Genomic DNA, 18,099 nt, shown 5'->3' with positions numbered 1-18,099 from the left:
CACCGGTCCCACCCCCGCCGGCGGCCCCGGCTTTCCGGGCCAGGGCGGTCCGGGCGGGCCCGCCGGACAGGGCGGGCAGGGCGGCCGCGGCGGACAGAACCCTCCCGGCGGTCCCGGCGGCGGTCAGGGCGGCTTCGGACAGAGCGGCGGTCCCGGCGGTCAGGGCGTCCCGCAGGCGTTCCAGCCGCCCGGCCAGCCCGGTCCGTCGGCTCCGTCCGGCTTCCCGCAGGAGACCGGCCGTCCCCAGCCCGGCGGTGGCCCCTTCGGCGGCGGTGACGACGACTGGGTGCTCTCCCCGCCGTCGCACACCGGCCCCGGCCAGGGCGACCCCCGCAACCCCGGCCCGCCCCAGGGCGGCGGTGGCTACGGCTACCCGCAGCCCGGCGGCGCCCAGGCCCCGCCTCCGCCCGGCCCGTCGTACCAGCAGCAGCCGACGACCTGGACGGCCACGATCGGCCCGGACCGCGCGTACTTCATGGCGATGATGCACCGCTCCGGCCCCGAGGCCGCCGGGCTGAACCTGCCCGCGTACTCGCCCGAGCAGCAGCGCACGCTCACCGGCAACCAGATCACCATCGGACGCCGTCGCCACTCCACCGGCGAGACCCCCGACATAGACCTGTCGGTGCCGCCGGAGGACCCGGGCGTCTCGCACCAGCACGCGGTGCTCGTCCAGCAGCCGGACGGCAGCTGGGCCGTCGTCGACCAGAACTCGACGAACGGCACCACGGTCAACGGCTCGGAGGAGCCGATCCAGCCGTTCGTCCCGGTGCCCCTCCAGGACGGCGACCAGGTGCACGTGGGCGCCTGGACGACGATCACCGTCCGACGCGGCTGAGCGCACCGTCCGACGCGGCTGGGCAGAAGCCTCCCCGGGGCCGACCCGGGGAGCGGCGCCCGTCGGATAGCGCCGACCTCGAAGCGACGGCGTCCTCCCGCCGCCGGTGGGCCGGGCGCGGTAGGGGCCGGGTGCGGATGCGCCGCACCCCGTGCCCTGTGCTCCGCGTGCCCTGGCGCGTGCCTGTGCCCTGCATGCCGTCCCTCGTGCCCCCGGCCGTGCCCGGCGTGTCACACCCCGTGCCCCCGGCTTTCGTGGAGGCCTCGCCCGGCGGGTCTACGGCCTCGCTGCGGCGGTGTCCGGCGGCCCCGGCAGGGGCCACGCGTACGGGCCCTCCGGTGAGTCGAGCCAGGCCCAGGCGTGCCCGGGGCCGACCGTGACGCCGTAGCGCTCGCGCCCCGGCATCCCCTCGCGCTCCCACAGGGCGTACGCCTCCTGCGGGTCGAGGGCGCCCCGGGTCAGGGCCAGCAGGAAACGGAACAGGTCGCTCTCCCTGGCCCGGTGCGGGACGCCGGCGAGCGCCGCCGGTTCCTGCTCGTGCCGGTCCGTCCCGCGCAACGGCACGAAGAAGGCGGGGGTGTGCAGGAAGCGCCCCTCGGCATGTCCGGCGTCCCGCACGGTCAGCACGATCAGCCCGGTGGCCAGCGGCGCCAGCACGAGTGCGCCGGGCACGCACTGGGCGAGCCAGGCCGGCGGGACCGACGCCAGCGTGCAGGTCGCGACGATCCGGTCGAAGGGGGCGCGCTCGGGGACCCCGCGCGCCCCGTCGCCGGTGACGACGGCCGGCCGGTACCCGGCGTCCGCCAGATGCCGGCGCGCGGACTCGGTGATCTCCGGCTCCAGGTCGACGGTGGTGACGTGCGCGTCGCCGAGCCGGTACGACAGCAGCGCCGCGTTGTAGCCGGTGCCCGCGCCGATCTCCAGGACCCGGGCGCCGTCCTCGACCCGCAGCTCGGCCAGCATCAGCGCCATCAGGGAGGGCTGACTGCTGGACGAGAGCAGCACGCCGTCCCGCAGCCGGGTGGCCAGCGGGACGTCCTCGTAGGCGCCGCGCAGCCAGCGTTCCCTGGCCCGCCGGTCGGAACTCTCGCACCAGCGCCGCTCGTAGCCGCCGGCGCCGCTGACGTAGTAGTAGGGAACGAACAGGTGGCGCGGAACCGTCGCGAAGGCCTCCCGCCACCGCGGGTCGGCGGCGAGAGCGCCACTGGCGTCGATCTCGCGTACCAGCGCGGCCCGCCGCGCGGCGGCGAGCTCCGCGAGTCTCCCGCCGAGTCCGTGCTCACCCATGCCTCCACTGTGCGGGGCGACGCGCTCCGAGGCGAACGTGGCCGGCTCGCGCGCGTGCCGGCGGCCGGTGAGGGGGCCGCGCGGTGACGACGGCAGCCCGCCCTCTCCCCGATTCCTCCAGGCCCTCAAGCCTTGCGTCCTCGGTCTTCGTGTCTGAGACCATGGGAGGCGTGAAAGAGATTCGGCGCGGCACGCTTCAGGAGCAGACCTTCTACGAGCAGGTCGGCGGGGAGGAGACCTTCCGCCGGCTGGTCCACCGCTTCTACCAGGGAGTCGCCGGGGACCCGGTCCTGCGGCCCCTGTACCCGGAGGAGGACCTGGGTCCGGCCGAGGAGCGGTTCGCGCTGTTCCTCATGCAGTACTGGGGCGGTCCGACGACGTACAGCGAGCACCGCGGCCACCCGCGGCTGCGGATGCGGCACGCGCCCTTCGTCGTGGACCGGGCCGCGCACGACGCCTGGCTGAAGCACATGCGCGAGGCGGTCGACGAGCTCGGCCTGTCCGAGGAGCACGAGCACACGCTGTGGAACTACCTGACGTACGCGGCCGCGTCGATGGTGAACACCCCGGAGTGACCCCCGCCGACGACGGCGGCGGACGTTGATCACATCGGCGGATGGTGACGACGTCGGCAGACGTTGATGACGTCGTCAGAAGTTGACGACATTGATGACGTTGACGATGTGGCCGGCCGTCGGTGATTCAGGTGGACATCGCCGGCCGTCGGTGATTCACGTGGACGTCGATGACGTCAGTGGACGCTCACGTCGAGCGTTCCCAGCCCGCCCGACCGCCGTACGGCGATCGCCCCGTACGGTGTGCGCAGCCGCAGCCACGTGCCGGACGAGAGCAGCGCGAGATCACCGGAACGGGTCGAGGGCCGCAGGAAGCCCAGCGACTGGGCCGCGTGCACGGCCCGCACGGGAAGGCCGGTGTCGCCGACCGTCCGGGACCAGATCTCCCGCCCGATCCGGTCGAGTTCGGCGCGCGTGCGCACGTCGGCGGCCAATTCCTCGGTACGGGAACGGAATTCGGCGACAGCGGCGCCGACCGTCGCGCGCAGCGCGTCCGGCGAGGGCAGCGCGGGCCCGGGCCGCCAGCCGCCGCGCGGCGGCAGCACACCGGCCCACGGCGGCCCGGTGACGGCGGCCGGGACGGCCGCGGTGGCGGCGCTCTCGTCGACGGACTCCAGCAACTCCCCGGCCGACACGGTCACGTCCAGGGTGACGTCCAGACCGTTCTCGTACGGCTTGGCCAGCCGCACCGCCCGGACGGCGAGCACCTCGAAGGAGGGCGGCCGGCCGAAGACGGCGAGCGCGGTCCCGGCCGCCTGCACCCGCACGGCCGCGCCGCGGTCGTAGTGGAGCAGCCGGGAGAGGAAGGCCGCGAGGTCCGCCGCCTCCCTCTCGTCGGCGAGGTGGAGCACCGTCATGCGGCGACGGCCTCCTTGTCGGCCTTCTGGTCGTCGTCCCGGTACTCCGACAGGAACTCGCGCTCCTCGGCGGTGAGACGACGCGGGCGCTCGGCCGCGAAGTCGAACGGCACGACCACCGTCGAGGCGCGCACGTAGACGTGGTCGCCGTCCTTCACCTCGGAGGCGATGGTGAAGGAGGCGGCCCTGATCTGGGTGATCCACAGCTCGATGTCCACCGGCGTGTGCCGGTGGACGAGCTGCCGCTTGTAGTCGATCTCGTGGCGCGCCACCACGGACCCCTGCTGGAAGTCCTTCTCCGGACGGAACAGGAAGTCGATACGGGCTTCCTCCAGGTAGCGGACGAAGACCGCGTTGTTGACATGACCGTAGGCGTCCATGTCGGACCAGCGCAGCGGGCAGCGGTAGAGGTGGCGCAAGACCGATCAGCCCCGGGTCAGCTTCTTGTAGGTGGCGCGGTGCGGACGCGCGGCGTCCGGGCCCAGCCGCTCGATCTTGTTCTTCTCGTACGACTCGAAGTTGCCCTCGAACCAGAACCACTTGGAGTCACCCTCGTAGGCGAGGATGTGCGTGGCGACCCGGTCGAGGAACCACCGGTCGTGGGAGACGACCACGGCCGCACCCGGGAACTCGAGCAGCGCGTTCTCCAGGGAGGACAGGGTCTCGACGTCGAGGTCGTTCGTCGGCTCGTCGAGGAGGAGCAGGTTGCCGCCCTGCTTGAGGGTGAGCGCCAGGTTGAGCCGGTTGCGCTCGCCGCCGGAGAGCACGCCGGCCGGCTTCTGCTGGTCCGGGCCCTTGAAGCCGAAGGCCGAGACGTACGCGCGGGACGGCATCTCGACCTGTCCGACGTTGATGTAGTCCAGCTCGTCGGAGACGACGGCCCACAGCGTCTTCTTGGGGTCGATGTTCGCGCGGCTCTGGTCGACGTACGAGATCTTGACGGTCTCGCCGACCTTGATCGATCCGGAGTCGGGCTCCTCGAGACCCTGGATCATCTTGAACAGCGTGGTCTTGCCGGCGCCGTTCGGGCCGATGACCCCCACGATGCCGTTGCGCGGCAGCGTGAAGGAGAGGTCGTCGATGAGGACCTTCTCGCCGAACGCCTTGGAGAGGTTGTTGACCTCGACGACGATGGAGCCCAGCCGCGGGCCCGGCGGGATCTGGATCTCCTCGAAGTCCAGCTTGCGCATCTTGTCGGCCTCGGCCGCCATCTCCTCGTACCGGGCGAGACGGGCCTTGGACTTGGCCTGGCGCCCCTTGGCGTTGGACCGCACCCACTCCAGCTCTTCCTTGAGCCGCTTGGCGCGCTTGGCGTCCTTCTGCCCCTCGACCTTCAGACGCGTCGCCTTGGTGTCGAGGTAGGTGGAGTAGTTGCCCTCGTAGGGGTGGGCGCGACCGCGGTCGAGCTCCAGGATCCACTCGGCGACGTTGTCGAGGAAGTACCGGTCGTGGGTGACGGCGACGACGGTGCCGGGGTACTTGGCGAGGTGCTGCTCCAGCCACTGCACGGACTCGGCGTCCAGGTGGTTGGTGGGCTCGTCGAGGAGCAGCAGGTCGGGGGCCTCCAGCAGCAGCTTGCACAGCGCGACGCGACGGCGCTCACCGCCGGAGAGGTTGGTGACGGGCCAGTCGCCGGGCGGGCAGCCCAGGGCGTCCATGGCCTGCTCCAGCTGGGTGTCCAGGTCCCACGCGTTGGCGTGGTCGAGGTCCTCCTGGAGCTTGCCCATCTCGTCGAGCAGCGCGTCGGAGTAGTCGGTCGCCATCAGCTCGGCGACCTCGTTGAAGCGCTTGAGCTTGCCCATGATCTCGGCCGCGCCGTCCTGCACGTTCTCCAGAACGGTCTTGGACTCGTCGAGCGGCGGCTCCTGAAGCAGCATGCCGACGCTGTAGCCGGGCGACAGGAACGCGTCACCGTTGGAGGGCTGCTCGAGCCCTGCCATGATCTTCAGAACGGTGGACTTACCGGCACCGTTCGGCCCGACCACACCGATCTTCGCGCCGGGCAGGAAGCTCAGCGTTACGTCGTCAAGGATGACCTTGTCGCCGTGTGCCTTGCGCGTCTTGCGCATGGTGTAGATGTACTCAGCCAAGAGAAACCGTCCGGCAGCTTGAAATCAGGCAGTGGGCAGATACACCCCATCTTGCCTGACCGCCACCCCCGGGTGGTAACTCGATCGACGGGGAACGGCTGACCTGGGGCTTCGCCGTAGGCGTCTGCGTCGGTCCTGTCCCCGCCGGTCCCCGCCGGTCGCCGCCGAGTGACCCCGCGCACCCTGCCCCGGCCCAGGGACGGCCCAAGGACGGCCGAGGGACGGCCCAAGGACGGCCGAGGGACGGCCCAAGGACGGCCGAGGGACGGCCCAAGGTTGATCACCGTGGCCGCACTGCACGGTCGAGCGAGCGCGCGCGTGCCCCGCCGCACCCCCCACCTCCTGTCCGTACGAGCGCGTGCCGGTACACCGCGGCAGGCCAGGAGTGCGGAGTGTGCGAGCATGCCCGCGGTGACCATCCCCTTCAGATCATCCTTCGGCAGTACGGCTCCGCTCCTCCGCTGGGTGGCCGCTGCCCGTAAGACCCCGCTCAGCTCGGCGAAGGACGTGGCCGACTTCCACCAGGGCGTCGAACTCCGGCTGCGTGCGCTGTTCGTCCTGCCGGACAGCAAGGTCAAGGCCCAGTGGGGCGAGTTGCGCCTGTCGAACTCCGCTGACGCCGTATGGGAAGCCAAGGTCGGCAAGGACGCGCTGACGATCCCCCTGGCCACCACCGCCATCGCCCCCACGGCCAAGCCCGCCTCCCTGGGCACCGCCGGATTCGATCTCACGCTCGCCGACGGGACCGTGCGGCGCATGCGGGTGTACAGCGGAGACGCCGGCCTGGTCTGCGCAGCGTTCGGCAGGACCGCCGAACAGCCGGCCCGCCCTTCCTGACCACGTCCACCATCACCCTCCGGCCCTCATCACGTCTGCCGTCGCCCCACACACCGGGGAACGAGCGGTCCGGCACGGCTCAGGGTTGATCAACACGGCGCTGGATTGATCATCAAGACTGCGGGTTGATCCTCAGGGTCAGGGTCGGACGCGGCACGACAGCTCCATGAACCACTGCACTGGATTGCGGCGGGCCGAAGAGCGCGGTCCGCCCGTCCGGCGCCGGGCGTAAACCCTCTCGAACTCGGCTGTCGGCCTGTGCCAAGATCGCGGGATGCTGCGACTCACCGATTTCATCATCGACTGCCCGGACACGATGAAGCTGGCGGCCTTCTACTCCGAGGTGACGGGCCGTCCGATCAAGGAAGGCAGCTCCGAGGACTGGGCCGGCATCCGGTTCGGCGAGATCGAGCTGGCGTTCATCCGGGTGGACGGCTACCGCGCTCCGCAGTGGCCCGACAGCGAGCACCCCAAGCAGTTCCACCTCGACTTCGAAGTGGACGACATCGAGTCCGAGCAGCGCCGCGTCCTCGACCTCGGCGCGACACTGAGGCAGGACTTCATCGGCCCCGAGGGCTACGGCTGGCGGGTCTACACCGACCCGTTCGGCCACCCCTTCTGCCTGTGCCGCAACAAGGGCGTGACCTGGACCGACCAGGGCCCGGTCTGGCCCGAGCAGGGCTGATCGGCCCCTCACCGGCCGCCGCACAGGCCGTCGCACAGGCCGCCACACCGAGACCATGGATCCGGGAGCGGTGCGGCCTGGGCCGTCAACCGGTGCGACGCCGGACACGGGCGCTGGTGCGCCCCCGTCCGGCGTCGTCCATGACCGCGGTCGACGTCGATTTCACGTCGGGTGTGGATGCCAGGAGGCTTCCGGTCCGTGGCGTCGGCTCAGAACTCCAGCACCTCGCGGTCGAGCGGATACTGCGCGCGATGAGGGCCGTCGTACGGCGAGGGCGTGATCGGCAGGACACCGGTCGGCTGCAATCCCAGGTTGTCGTCCCAGATCCGGGGCTCGACCTGCCCGACGACGCGGAAGTGCCGGAAGGTGAACGGCGGACTGTCGGTCGGGAAGAAGTGCGCCGTGGTCATCACCTGGTAGTGCAGGTGCGGCGTGGTCGAGTTGCCGCTGTTGCCGATCAGCCCGAGGAGCTGGCCGGTCTCGACCCGGTCCCCCTCCCTGACCTTGAGCGAGCCGGGCTTCATGTGGGCGTAGAGCAGGTAACGGCCCGGCGCGACCTCCACCGTGACGTGGTTGCCGACGGTGTCCTCGATCGGCGGGATGGGCGGCGTCAGGGGCGGTGTGTTGTCCGGGATCCCGTCCTGGACCTCCACCACCGTGCCGCCGGCCGAGGCCACGATCGGCTGCCGGTAGCTCAGGTAGCTGGAAAGCCGTGCGGGGTCGCCTTCCCAGGTCTGCCCGTGGTCGCCGACCCGGTACCAGTCGATGGCGAAGCGCTGCGGCACGTAGAAGCGGCCGTTGATCGGCGCGAGGCCGCGCCGGTGGTGGGTGTTGCCGCAGCACGACTCGCTGGCGTACCAGGTGCCGGGACGGACCGGCGGGTCCAGGTCCAGCGGCGGCCTGCCGGCGGTCCGGGTCGGCTGCACCGTCTCCTCGAAGGCGGACGGGCCGGAGGGCGTCAGGATGGCGCCCGAGAGACGGTGTTCGAGGACCTTGGGCGCCGGCCGGCCGCGGTCGAGGACCAGGTCGAGCCAGATGATCCACTGCTGGGAGCCCCGGATGACGGTCGGCGTCGGCGCCGGAGGCGCCGGGGTGTACCCGTCGGCGCCCGGCAGCGGGTCGCCCACCGGGTTGGCGGCCCTGGCCAGCGCCCGCCCGCTCAGCGAGCCGACGACCCGGTGCGTGCGGGCGTCCCGGACCTCGACACGGTCGAGCCGCAGCGACGTGCTGGTGGGCAGCGAACTCGTGGTGAGCAGTTCGTACGAGAGGTGCGTCTTGCCGTCCGTGGCGACGAACGGCGTCGGCTTGGTCAGCACTGCCGCCGTCAACGGCGTGAACTGTGCACCGGGCGCCGCGGTGGCCGCGCCGGTTCCGTGTCCTGCTCCCGCCGAGGCCACCAGCATGCCGGCCGCGAGCACGGCAGCGGCGAGCCCGCGAAGTAGCGGGCGGCGGCCAGTGCGGTTGCGAGGGTCGCGCTCTGCCATTGCGCTCTTTCGTTCGTCGGATCCGGGGCCGAGGAGGACGCCGGCACGCCCCGCGCCGAGACGCACGCCCATGTAATCCAGCGACGGCCCTCTCCGGGCGCAGGGCGCCGGAGTCGCGTGCCGAACTGCACCCGTCCAGCCGCACTGACCACCTGGTATCCGCCTCACCACGGCTCGCGGTGCGACGCCGGTCGGCTGAAGCGGCCGGTGCGGGGTATCCGCCCGAACATGCTTGCTCTGACCAACTACCGCTCGTACCACGGAGCTACGACGGTGTGGGCTTTCGTCGTAGCCATCCTCATCGTGCTGGTCGCCGGTTGGTACATCCGACGCCGACCCTAGGCGCGACACCCACACCACCCTCATCCCCGCGGCGGGGAAAGTCCGGCGTGGCACCATGCCCCCAGCACACCGTTCACGGGGGGACACATGCGCATCCGCGCCACCATCACGCTCACCACCGCCCTGCTCGCCGCCCTGGCCGCCTGCTCCTCGTCCAGCGACGACAAGGCCGACACTCCGCACAGCAGCCCCACCACGGCCGCCGGGACTCCGGCCACCGCTCCGGCGGCGCCCGACGCCGTCGACCTGGAGCGCGTCGCGGACACGTACGTGAACCTCTACTTCGCGGGGGTCGGGGACGGGGCGTACGCCTTCCTGTCGAAGCGCTGTCGCGCCAAGGCGGACCCGGCCGCGTACGCGGCCACCGTCGGGCAGGCCGCGAAGGACTACGGGCCCGACCATCCGGCGACCGACGTGCACGCCACCGTCTCGGGGCACATGGGCCGCGTCTCTTACAAGGTGAAGGGCCTGCCCAAGTTCGACCAGCAGGGGCAGCCGTGGACAGTCGAGGGCGGCGCCTGGAAGTACGACGCCTGCTGAGCCGCGCGTGCCGCCTCGGGCCTCGTCGACCGGCGTCGGCGGGGCCCCTTTCGTGCCCGCAGCCCCTACCGGCCGTGGGAGCCCGACGGACGGGCACGGCCCGTGCGCCGCCGCGACAGCTCGCCGGTACGGCGCGTCGACCGATGAGTTTCTCGCGGGGTGCGTGTCTTAGAGGACGGACGGCACGTAACCGCCCGCCGAAAGGCACGCCGGGTCGATGTGCCGTCGTGCAGGCACCGCTGCACCGGCCGGTCGGCCGGACATGCCTCACGGGAGAGGTGACATGGTGGACAGCGAACCGGTGGCCGAGCTGGGGCCGTTCTCGGCCCCAGGCGCGCGGGCCACGCCGTGGACGTCGGTCCTGGTGGTCCTCGGTGAGGCGGAGGTGTTCTGGCTCTCCACGGTCCGGCCCGACGGGCGACCGCACGTGACGCCCCTGCTGGCGGCCTGGAGCCTGGACGGCATGTGCTTCACCACCGGTGGTCAGGAGCGCAAGGCGCGCAACCTCGACCGCGATCCTCACTGTGCGCTGACGACCGGCACGAGTGCCCTGACCGGTGTGGACGTCGTCATCGAGGGTGTCGCATCCGTGGTGGACGGGCGGCCCGAGCGGGAGCAGGCCGTCGGGGACTTCGAGCGCAAGTACGGTGCCCATCTGACCAGCCCAGAGGGCACCTGGTACGGGTTGGGCGAGGCCGTCGTCGCGGGCGACGTCAGGCTGTACCGGGTCGCGCCGACCGTCGGCTTCGCCTTCGGCAAGCTGCCGACGTCCAGCCAGACTCGCTACACGTGGCCGAGCCGGTGACGACGATGCCCTCGTTGCAGCACAAGGTCCAGAGCGTCCTCGACGAACTCGTCGGCACCGGAGCCGAGACCGGTCTCCAGGTTGCCGTGCGCCACCAGGGCGTCCTCGTCGCCGACGCGGTCGCCGGTGTCGCCGACGGCCGGACCGGGCGCGAAGCGACCCCGGAGACGCCGTTCTTCAGCTTCTCCGCCGGCAAGGTCATGACGTCACTCATCGCCCACCTGCTCGTGAAGACCGGTGCGGTCGGATACGACACACCCGTGGTCGACGTATGGCCGGAGTTCGGAGCCCACGGCAAGGCGACCGCGACGGTTCGGCACGTGCTGACGCACTCGGTCGGCGTGCCGGCGATGCCGGGGGGCATCGGCCCTGCCGACCTGCCCGACTGGGCGCGGGTCTGCGCGGCCATCGCCGACGCCGCACCGCGGTGGCGGCCCGGTACCGAGACGGGCTACCACTCGTACACGTACGGCTTCCTGGTCGGCGAGATCGCACGCCGGGCCACGGGCAAAGCGATGCGGGAGCTCTTGCGCGACTGGGTCGCCGTGCCACTGGGCATCGACGGCGAGCTGTATTTCGGCGTGCCCCCGACCGACCTGGCCCGGCTGGCTTGGCTCGAGGACGCCGTACCGGGCCCGGTCACCCCACCGGACGGCGATGCCGTCCTCGCGCCCTGGGAGATGCAGCCGAGCGCTGCCCTGGGCAATGACCGCGCCATCCTGCGAGCCGACATCCCGTCGGTCGGCGCCTTCACCGCGCGGGCGATGGCCGCCATGAACGCCGCGGTCCTCGACGGCCGGCTCATCGACTCGCGTCAGCTTGATGTGTTGACGGCGGTGGCGTTCGAGGGCAGGGATCAAGTCTTCGGCAACCCCGTGCGGCTGGCACTGGGCTATCCGCTCGGCCGCATCGGCACTCCACCGGACGAGACACCCACCACGTTCGGCTGGCTCGGTGGCGGCGGCAGCCATGTCTGGGCCGACACCGCCACCGGCACCTCCTTCGCGATGACCAAAACCCGTCTCACCCCGCACTTCGACACCGCACAACGCCTGGCAGACCTGACCGCGGCCGAGACCGCCGCGCAGGCCTGAACATCGGCACCAGAGCTTGTTGATCGTCGCGAAAGGTTCCAGGGCTGCTTGCCGGCGATTCCGGGATCCCTGCTCGACGGGCGTCTCGGGCAGCGAAGGAGCGCGCCGTCGGATGGAGGCAGGGGCGCGTTCGCCAGCGGTGACGCTGGACGAGATGGCGATCCATCGATATCGCGGGAATATACGGGCTTCCTAAGGTCGCTGCTGCCCGCATTGATCGTCCAGAGCGACCGAAAGGACACCCATCATGCGCAAGACTCTGGTTGCCGCCGCGGCAGGTGCCACACTGCTGCTCACGGCCGGCACCGCCACGGCGGCGCAGTCCACACCGGAGAACCTGGCGATCCCGGGTGCCGGCTTCAAGGGCACCCTGACCACCTCCGACACCTTCGAGGTCTCGCTCTCGGGGAAGCTGACCGTCACCGACCCGACGGCCTGTTACTACGTGCAGGCCGGCGTCAGCGTATGGATCGGAAAGCCTCAAGAACCGCGGACCTACGTCTCGTCCCGCACGCACTGCGGTCCGGGCACCTATGACGTCACGACGCCCAACGTCAAGTGGTCAGCCGGCGTGCGGGGCCCGTCGGCCCACCTCTGCAAGGTCACCAACGAGCCCCCGGCCTCCAACGAGCCCTGCCATCCCTTCCCGCCATCTGCCTGACAACGACCGACAGCCACGCGAGCGGCGTCACCCCTGCCCCGGCCGCAAGCCGTTGAGGCATGACCCGGTGGCCGCCCCTGTGACGGTCACCATCGCTCTGCTGCGTGCCCAGCCGACCCAGTTGGCCCCGGTGGACGTCGGACCGCGCTGCGGGAACGGGCGTTCAACCCGACCCACTGCGCGGACGCCCCACGAGACGTGGTGACCGTCCTCAGATGGGTGGAGCGCCGTTCTCTGCCGGTCAGGTAAACCCGGTCACAGCCGGACGGCCCCGAAACCTCCCCATGATGGTCGCGGAGATGTCCGGGGCTTCGTCGTGCCGCATGAAACATGCCCTGACCAGCAAAAATGCCCTCCCAATGGGGATGTCCGGCGTGGCACCATGCCCCCTCCAGCGCACCGTTTCATGGGGGACACGTGCATGCCATCAGCTTGGGAAGCTCAGGGTGTCTAGGGCTTGCTCCAGGCCTGACCTGCGGAGGCGGGACGCAGACGGACGGGAGACGGCCGATCGCTTCCCCGCTGTTCCCCGTGGTTCCCCGCACGATCTGGCACGCGTCTGGCACGAGTCATTCGTCGTCGCACCGCTCCAAGACCAGGCCTACGGAGCCTTCTTCGAGCCCGTTGTTCTCCTCCAAATGGAGATGAGCACCGTCCGGTGTGCCGTCCTGGGCGAGCGTGAGGAGGTGGCCGGCCAGGGTCTTCAACCCGGCAGCGTTTGCCTCAATAACGATCTCACCGCCCAGGTTGCGGACCTCGATGCGTGCGCCTTCCTCCCCCGTGAAAACTCTGGTGATTCCATCGGTCGCCGCACTCAGGTGAGTGGTCATCGACGGAGCAGCGCTGGGTTCAGGGGCCATACCCCAATCATCACGTACCCGGGCCGACCGCGAGGGCGAGAACTGTACGGCGAGACATAGGTGATGACTTCTTCGTCCCGAAGCAACTTGGGCGGGGGTGTGCCTAGGGCTGGTGTGCCTTTCACCTGCGCTGACCGTCCGCTGACGTTCGCGGTCGTCCGTTGATGTTCGTCGGCGTTGTCACGCAGTTACACACTCACCCTCGCTGCCCTTGCGGTGCGGGAAACACCGGTGCGGGAGTGCTGACGGCTGTCCTACGATCAGTCTGCCTGCGTCGGCCGGGGCGCTGTAGACCCGCAGCACCGGCCCGTTGTGGAGGGGGCCAGCCCGTTCGAGCCGGGCCAGGTGGGCTGACTCCCCCGCGACCGTCATGCGGATGCTGAGCGAGCACGACGAATAGAGCGTCCAGGCCGCCGTGGCTGGAGACGAGTGAGGGTGCTCCTGCCGGGCCCTGCCCAAAGGCAGCGAGCACACTCTGCCGTCTTACCGCTCGCGAATTGCAGACCCCACATCCCGGCCCACCGCACTGTGGCAGGGTGACCGCCATGGCGAGCACACCCGAGATGCCCGAGACGTCGCTGCAACTCCTTCGCGTCGACTCTCCGGCCCTGGCCGGCCTGTCCAGGGCCCTGCTGTCGTTCGCTGAAGCCCAGCGACAGATGCTGGCCGGCCTCGACACCACCGGCCTGTCCAGGGCCCTGCTCTCAGTCGCTGAAGCCCAGCGCCGAATGCAGGCCAACCTCGACACGACCGGCCTGTCCAGGGCCCTGCTCTCGTTCGCTGAAGCCCAGCGGCAGATGCAGGCCACCCTCAACCTGACCGGCGGTGCCACCGGCCTATCCCAGCTGATGAGCACGGTGGAGGGGCTCCGTACCCTCAGTCAGGCTCAGCTCACGACCGCCGCAGCCGCATTGGAAGACGCTTACCGGGCCATGCCCGAGGACGACGTCCCCGAGGAACTGGTGGCCGAGCTGGAGGGCACCGTCCGTGACTTCACCGCCTCGGAAGCCATCGAGTACCTCCCGGTCGAGGTGAGCCGCCAGCAGTTTGCTCTGTACGTCGGCGCCGTCATCATGACGTCCTTGATGACGGTGACGTTTTCCAGCGAGACCGCGGACGGCATCCTCGGCAAGTTCCTGGAGCTAAGCGGATTGGTGGCGCTCGTGATGGTCGCCGCACGGAAGGCACACGACCGCGTCACCGGCACCACGCCCGAAGCGAACTCCGACGGCGTTAGGGACAGCCCCGAGGACAGCTGACCGCTACAGAATCGGGATCGACTGCGCATAGAGGGCCCGGTCTCCTCAGCCGGGTGCGCCATCAACTTGGGGCACCTGTGTGATCGGGGGCCCGTCGGTTGAGGCTGGCAAGGCCCTCAGGGGGAAGCTCAGGGGGCTGGGGCCTACTCCGGGCTGGCCTCCGGGTGCGATCGGGCACCCTGACCGCGTGACTTGAACTGCTACCCGACATCATGATGATCCCGTGTCCGTTGAAACGACGTTCAACTTGATCAGCGTTGGATTTTCGGCTTTAGGGCTACTCAATGCTGCCGACGGCTTCCGCCGAACGTTCAGGAGTATCGCTGCCCCTGGCGATCCGTTCTTCAGGCGCGTGCTCGCAACTGAAGCTGCGATGCTTGAGCGCTGGCGGTCTGCTCTCACCCATGCCGTTCGCCGCGCATTTCGACGACCCGCCCCAACCAACACGGGCCCCCTCGGCGCAGCTCTGTCCGTGGAGGCCGCGATGGGTGTCCGTGGCCTCGTTCAGTTCGGGCCCTTGCCAGACGTAACGCAGGAGCCAGCAGCCTTTACGGCAGAGGTTGAGCGTCGACTGAACCGCGTCTTCCAGTTGTCTCAGGACGTGCAACATGACCTGAGACAGGAGGAGCAGGGCCGAATCAAGGGAGATCAACAAGTTGCTTCGGACCTCGTAGCGCAGATCTCGGCGCTCGATGAACAGGCGAAGCGTGATGCCCTCGACGGCCTACATGAACAGGTGCTCGGTTGGTTCCTCATTGCTGTCGGGCTCCTAGCCCAGGGCGCGGCCCTCATCGCCTCGTGAACCCAGATCTTGGCATCGCGGCCGGCGGAGTCTCGCGGCGCGAGTCAAGTGCCGCCGCGGGCGATCAGTAGCCGAAGAAGTGCGGGGCTGGGTCTCTGACCTGGGGCTGTGTAATCGTTCAACGCTGCGACCTGCGACTTAGTGGTTGTTAGCGTTGGTCGTCGTTGAGCGCCGTCCAACGGCCGAGAGGCGGCCCAGCCGACGGCAGTCACGGCGAGTTGGCTGCCCCTTCGCCTGGCTGAGGAGCGGCGTCTTGTGGGGCCTCCCTCTGTGCTCTATCGAGAAGTGTTAGGTAGAGCTCAATGCGATTTGATCCTTCCGGGAGCTGGCCTATCTCCTGTCGTATGCACCGATACAGCTCCCGACGCTCGTCCTCGCTACGGAGATGGCGGTCTTCGGTCCATCGGTCTTTAGTTCTTCCGTGGCGGTCGATCTGCCAGGTCCGCCATTCCTGGACAATCAAGGGCAGCAGCGTTAGCGCGGCCAGCGTGAAGACGAGCCAGGACGGAGCTCCGCTTACTGCTGCTGTGACCGAACTGCCTGCGCTGAGCAGCGGAGAGGTGATGGAAGAACTCATGATCGCTTCCTTTCGCACCTCGCGCTGTGCGTGGTGCTGGCCAGCCAGGGATTCCTGGGGGCATGGACGAGCCCAGAGGCTCTGGGCATGAAAAAGGCCCGAGCGTGGTGCTCGGGCCTGAGTTGGTGCGCCACGGCCCCGCATGGTGTGTCTACGGGCAGCAAAAAAGCCGCTCCGCCAGTTCGGAACGACTCAGAGGCGCACAGCGCGTACAACGCGTACAGCGTAGCGGTACACCTCGTCACGCTGGGGTCGTTTTTAGATTTCCCGCAGAGGCTCTCGCCCTCGTGGGGTCTCTGGCATGGGAGGTGTCTCCCCTTGAGTGATCAACTCGCGAGTCCACTCATCGCGGCGTGCCTTGGGGAGTTCGGTGAGCTCGTACCTGACCTGGCCTCGACCAGACCCGTGGGTCGTGATGCGGCCCTCATGTGCCCAGCGTCGGAGGGTGCTTGCCGGGCGGCCCGTCCAGTAGGCGGCTGCTTCAGGGTCGATGAGAACCATGCACCTGCCCCAGTGAGTCGGAGAGCTAAGCCGTCTCGGCACGCAAATAACACGAGAATGACAGATCTTATGTTCGCCCAGGTCCGGGGCGCAAGGGCTTCGCAGCGGAACTACGGGCGGTACTTCGGCGAGGCGGTCGAGGACATCGAGGCCTTCTTGGCGGGGGCACCGGTGCGGGAACTGGGCTGAGCCGGGCCTCCCCCACGCGGCAGGACGAGCGCGCGCATCCGGGCGGGACTAAACTGGCCATGAGTTCCGACCAGTGAACGTTTCTTCCGGAGCCCGCAGTTCTCTTCCGGCCCCCGCCGGGGCCACTACGGCTCAGATCGCTCTGCTCCTCCCTGTCGCGCAGCAGACCGTCCGAAGAGGCCTCCCCATGATCGATGCGCAGCAGACGCCTCCCGCCCCCGCCGTGCGGCTCATCTTCGAGTACGAGGGCGACGCGGTGCGCCTGGTCTCCCAGCAACCGGTCGACACAGTCGTCACTGACTTCGCCCCCGGCGGGGAGACGGGTTCCGTCAGGTACGTCGTGGAAACACGGGACGACCACGGGCAGCGCCTCGGCCGTGTCCCCGTACGGGGAGCCTTCCTGGAGAGCGTCGAGGTGTTCCCGCAGGACCACACGGAGCCGATCGTCCGGGTGGACGTGGATCCGCGCGGCGCGTTCACCGTGGTCGTTCCCGCGCCGGCCGAGGCCGCCGAGGTCGCTGTGGTCCGTGTCGCGCCTTCGGGACGCGAGGCGCTGCAGGACGTCGACCTCGGCACCTTTCCGCTCGAGCGATAGCAGGCCGTGATGACCACGTCCGACGGCACCGTTCAGGGACACACCCAGATCCACGGAACAGCGCCCCGCAACAGGGCGTTCACCATCGTGCTCCTCGGCGACGGCTTCACCGCCACTCAGCAGACCGCGTTCAACACCGCCTGCACCCAATTCGTCACCGCACTGACCCTCACCCCGCCGTTCGACAAGTTCGGGCGGGTGATCAACATCTGGCGGGTCAACGTCACGTCCACCGACTCGGGTGCCGACGACCCGGTCGCCGCCGGCGGCACCGGCGCGGAGGTCCGCACGTACTTCGACTCCACGTTCGGCTCCCAGGACGTGAGACGGGTACTGGTCTGCAACAACTCGACGGTGCTCCAGACGGCGGCCGCGCAGGTCCCGGAGTTCACCGTCGCGCTCGTCGTGGTCAACTCCACGATCTACGGAGGGAGTGGCGGCTCCGTCGGTACGTACTCCCTCGCGGACGGAGCGACGGAGATCGCCGTTCACGAGATCGGCCACACGGCATACGGACTGGCCGACGAGTACGCCTACTACACCGACGAGAACGAGACCGGGCACGACTACCACCCGTTCGGTGAACCGGCCGAGCCGAACGTCACGCTGAGAACCGATCGCTCCTCGTTGAAGTGGGGCTGGGCAGTCTCCCCGACCACCGCCCTGCCCACGATGTCCAACCCGAACTGCGCGAAGGTGGACAGTCGGCCGAGCACGGTTCCCGCCGGAAGGGTCGGTTGCTTCGAAGGCGCGCACTACTACCACTGCCGTGCCTTCCGCCCCGAACACGACTGCAAGATGAGGGAGTTGGGCAACCCGTTCTGCCAGGTGTGCCTTCAGGTGATAAGAGCCCGGACGAAGAGGGCCAAGAACATCTGCGCTCTGACACCGATGAAGGATGCCGTGTACCGGTACGACGGCACGGGAACCTCCTGGACCAGGATCGGCGACGCCGCAGGTCAGATCTACGCCGGCGGCTGGGGACTCGTCGCCACCAACCCCAGCACCGGAGACCTGTACCGCTACCTCGGCACCCCCAACCTGTGGGAACACATCGGGGGCGCAGGCGCCTCCTTCGCCGTCGGCACCGACACCGTCTACGCACTGACCCCGATGAAGGATGCCGTGTACCGGTACGACGGGTCGGGAACCTCCTGGACCAGGATCGGCGACGCCGCAGGTCAGATCTACGCCGGCGGCTGGGGACTCGTCGCCACCAAC

General features: G+C 69.6%; 19 protein-coding genes. 13 read left to right on the top strand and 6 right to left on the bottom strand.

Translation table 11 applies throughout. The annotated features are described in order from the left end of the window. On the top strand, nt 1-838 hold an 838-nt coding region (locus KMS84_RS26405; RefSeq protein WP_256918951.1), incomplete at its 5' end, for an FHA domain-containing protein. Nucleotides 839-1,114: 276 nt separating this feature from the next. On the opposite strand, the gene KMS84_RS26400 is transcribed toward KMS84_RS26405, so the two are convergent. After that, complete coding sequence (locus tag KMS84_RS26400) at nt 1,115-2,125, bottom strand: methyltransferase domain-containing protein (protein WP_256918950.1); 1,011 nt, start codon at nt 2,123-2,125, stop codon at nt 1,115-1,117. A gap of 161 nt (nt 2,126-2,286) precedes the next feature. On the opposite strand from KMS84_RS26400, the gene KMS84_RS26395 reads away from it, so the two are divergent. Then, on the top strand, nt 2,287-2,700 hold the full coding sequence (locus KMS84_RS26395) for a globin (RefSeq protein ID WP_256918952.1): 414 nt from the start codon (nt 2,287-2,289) through the stop codon (nt 2,698-2,700). 176 nt (nt 2,701-2,876) lie between these two features. On the opposite strand, the gene KMS84_RS26390 is transcribed toward KMS84_RS26395, so the two are convergent. From KMS84_RS26390 to ettA, 3 genes are read right to left on the bottom strand one after another with little or no spacing between them, the layout of a single operon-like run. Further along, nucleotides 2,877-3,557 carry a DUF8185 domain-containing protein gene (locus KMS84_RS26390; protein ID WP_256918949.1) on the bottom strand — a complete coding sequence of 227 codons (681 nt, stop codon included), beginning with the start codon at nt 3,555-3,557 and terminating at the stop codon, nt 2,877-2,879. Then, entirely contained in the window at nt 3,554-3,976 is a 423-nt protein-coding gene (locus KMS84_RS26385; RefSeq protein WP_256918948.1) for an acyl-CoA thioesterase, read from the bottom strand. Before KMS84_RS26385 ends, KMS84_RS26390 begins: the two co-directional genes overlap by 4 nt. Nucleotides 3,977-3,982: 6 nt before the next feature. After that, nucleotides 3,983-5,647 (bottom strand): energy-dependent translational throttle protein EttA, encoded by a 1,665-nt coding sequence (gene ettA, locus KMS84_RS26380; protein WP_256918947.1) that lies wholly within the window; start codon nt 5,645-5,647, stop codon nt 3,983-3,985. Between the two features lie 465 nt (nt 5,648-6,112). Between ettA and KMS84_RS26375 the strand changes: the two genes are divergently transcribed. Together KMS84_RS26375 and KMS84_RS26370 are read left to right on the top strand one after the other, a co-directional pair. Beyond that, a complete protein-coding gene (locus tag KMS84_RS26375; RefSeq protein ID WP_256918946.1) occupies nt 6,113-6,484 on the top strand; it encodes a hypothetical protein in 372 nt (123 codons plus the stop codon). A 274-nt stretch (nt 6,485-6,758) separates the two neighbouring features. Next, on the top strand, nt 6,759-7,169 hold the full coding sequence (locus KMS84_RS26370) for a VOC family protein (RefSeq protein ID WP_256918945.1): 411 nt from the start codon (nt 6,759-6,761) through the stop codon (nt 7,167-7,169). 209 nt (nt 7,170-7,378) lie between these two features. On the opposite strand, the gene KMS84_RS26365 is transcribed toward KMS84_RS26370, so the two are convergent. After that, nucleotides 7,379-8,497 carry a M23 family metallopeptidase gene (locus tag KMS84_RS26365; RefSeq protein WP_256918944.1) on the bottom strand — a complete coding sequence of 373 codons (1,119 nt, stop codon included), beginning with the start codon at nt 8,495-8,497 and terminating at the stop codon, nt 7,379-7,381. Between the two features lie 585 nt (nt 8,498-9,082). On the opposite strand from KMS84_RS26365, the gene KMS84_RS26360 reads away from it, so the two are divergent. The 4 genes from KMS84_RS26360 to KMS84_RS26345 all read left to right on the top strand — a co-directional run bounded on the left by KMS84_RS26360 (nt 9,083) and on the right by KMS84_RS26345 (nt 12,095). Then, complete coding sequence (locus KMS84_RS26360; RefSeq protein WP_256918943.1) at nt 9,083-9,535, top strand: hypothetical protein; 453 nt, start codon at nt 9,083-9,085, stop codon at nt 9,533-9,535. A gap of 283 nt (nt 9,536-9,818) precedes the next feature. Beyond that, nucleotides 9,819-10,340, top strand: coding sequence for a pyridoxamine 5'-phosphate oxidase family protein (locus tag KMS84_RS26355; protein WP_256918942.1), 522 nt, complete (start codon nt 9,819-9,821; stop codon nt 10,338-10,340). Continuing rightward, on the top strand, nt 10,325-11,434 hold the full coding sequence (locus KMS84_RS26350; RefSeq protein ID WP_256918941.1) for a serine hydrolase domain-containing protein: 1,110 nt from the start codon (nt 10,325-10,327) through the stop codon (nt 11,432-11,434). Before KMS84_RS26355 ends, KMS84_RS26350 begins: the two co-directional genes overlap by 16 nt. 247 nt (nt 11,435-11,681) lie before the next feature. Next, entirely contained in the window at nt 11,682-12,095 is a 414-nt protein-coding gene (locus KMS84_RS26345) for a hypothetical protein (protein ID WP_256918940.1), read from the top strand. A 569-nt stretch (nt 12,096-12,664) separates the two neighbouring features. Here KMS84_RS26345 and KMS84_RS26340 read toward each other — a convergent pair. Then, on the bottom strand, nt 12,665-12,925 hold the full coding sequence (locus tag KMS84_RS26340) for an Imm32 family immunity protein (RefSeq protein WP_256918939.1): 261 nt from the start codon (nt 12,923-12,925) through the stop codon (nt 12,665-12,667). Nucleotides 12,926-13,500: 575 nt separating this feature from the next. On the opposite strand from KMS84_RS26340, the gene KMS84_RS26335 reads away from it, so the two are divergent. From KMS84_RS26335 to KMS84_RS26315, 5 genes are all read left to right on the top strand, one after another. Next, entirely contained in the window at nt 13,501-14,214 is a 714-nt protein-coding gene (locus KMS84_RS26335) for a hypothetical protein (protein WP_256918938.1), read from the top strand. A 223-nt stretch (nt 14,215-14,437) separates the two neighbouring features. Further along, on the top strand, nt 14,438-15,016 hold the full coding sequence (locus KMS84_RS26330; protein ID WP_256918937.1) for a hypothetical protein: 579 nt from the start codon (nt 14,438-14,440) through the stop codon (nt 15,014-15,016). 1,135 nt (nt 15,017-16,151) lie between these two features. Beyond that, nucleotides 16,152-16,283, top strand: coding sequence for a hypothetical protein (locus KMS84_RS26325; RefSeq protein WP_256918953.1), 132 nt, complete (start codon nt 16,152-16,154; stop codon nt 16,281-16,283). A gap of 187 nt (nt 16,284-16,470) precedes the next feature. After that, nucleotides 16,471-16,878, top strand: a complete 408-nt coding sequence (locus KMS84_RS26320; RefSeq protein WP_256918936.1) for a hypothetical protein — start codon at nt 16,471-16,473, stop codon at nt 16,876-16,878. A 9-nt stretch (nt 16,879-16,887) separates the two neighbouring features. After that, a partial coding sequence (locus tag KMS84_RS26315) for a M64 family metallopeptidase (RefSeq protein WP_256918935.1) occupies nt 16,888-18,099 on the top strand: 1,212 nt, incomplete at its 3' end.

The sequence above is a fragment of the Streptomyces hilarionis genome (genome assembly GCF_024539675.1).
In the GTDB taxonomy this organism is placed as follows: domain Bacteria; phylum Actinomycetota; class Actinomycetes; order Streptomycetales; family Streptomycetaceae; genus Streptomyces; species Streptomyces hilarionis.
Note: the sequence above shows the minus strand (reverse complement) of the source record. Positions and strands in the feature narration are given on the sequence as shown.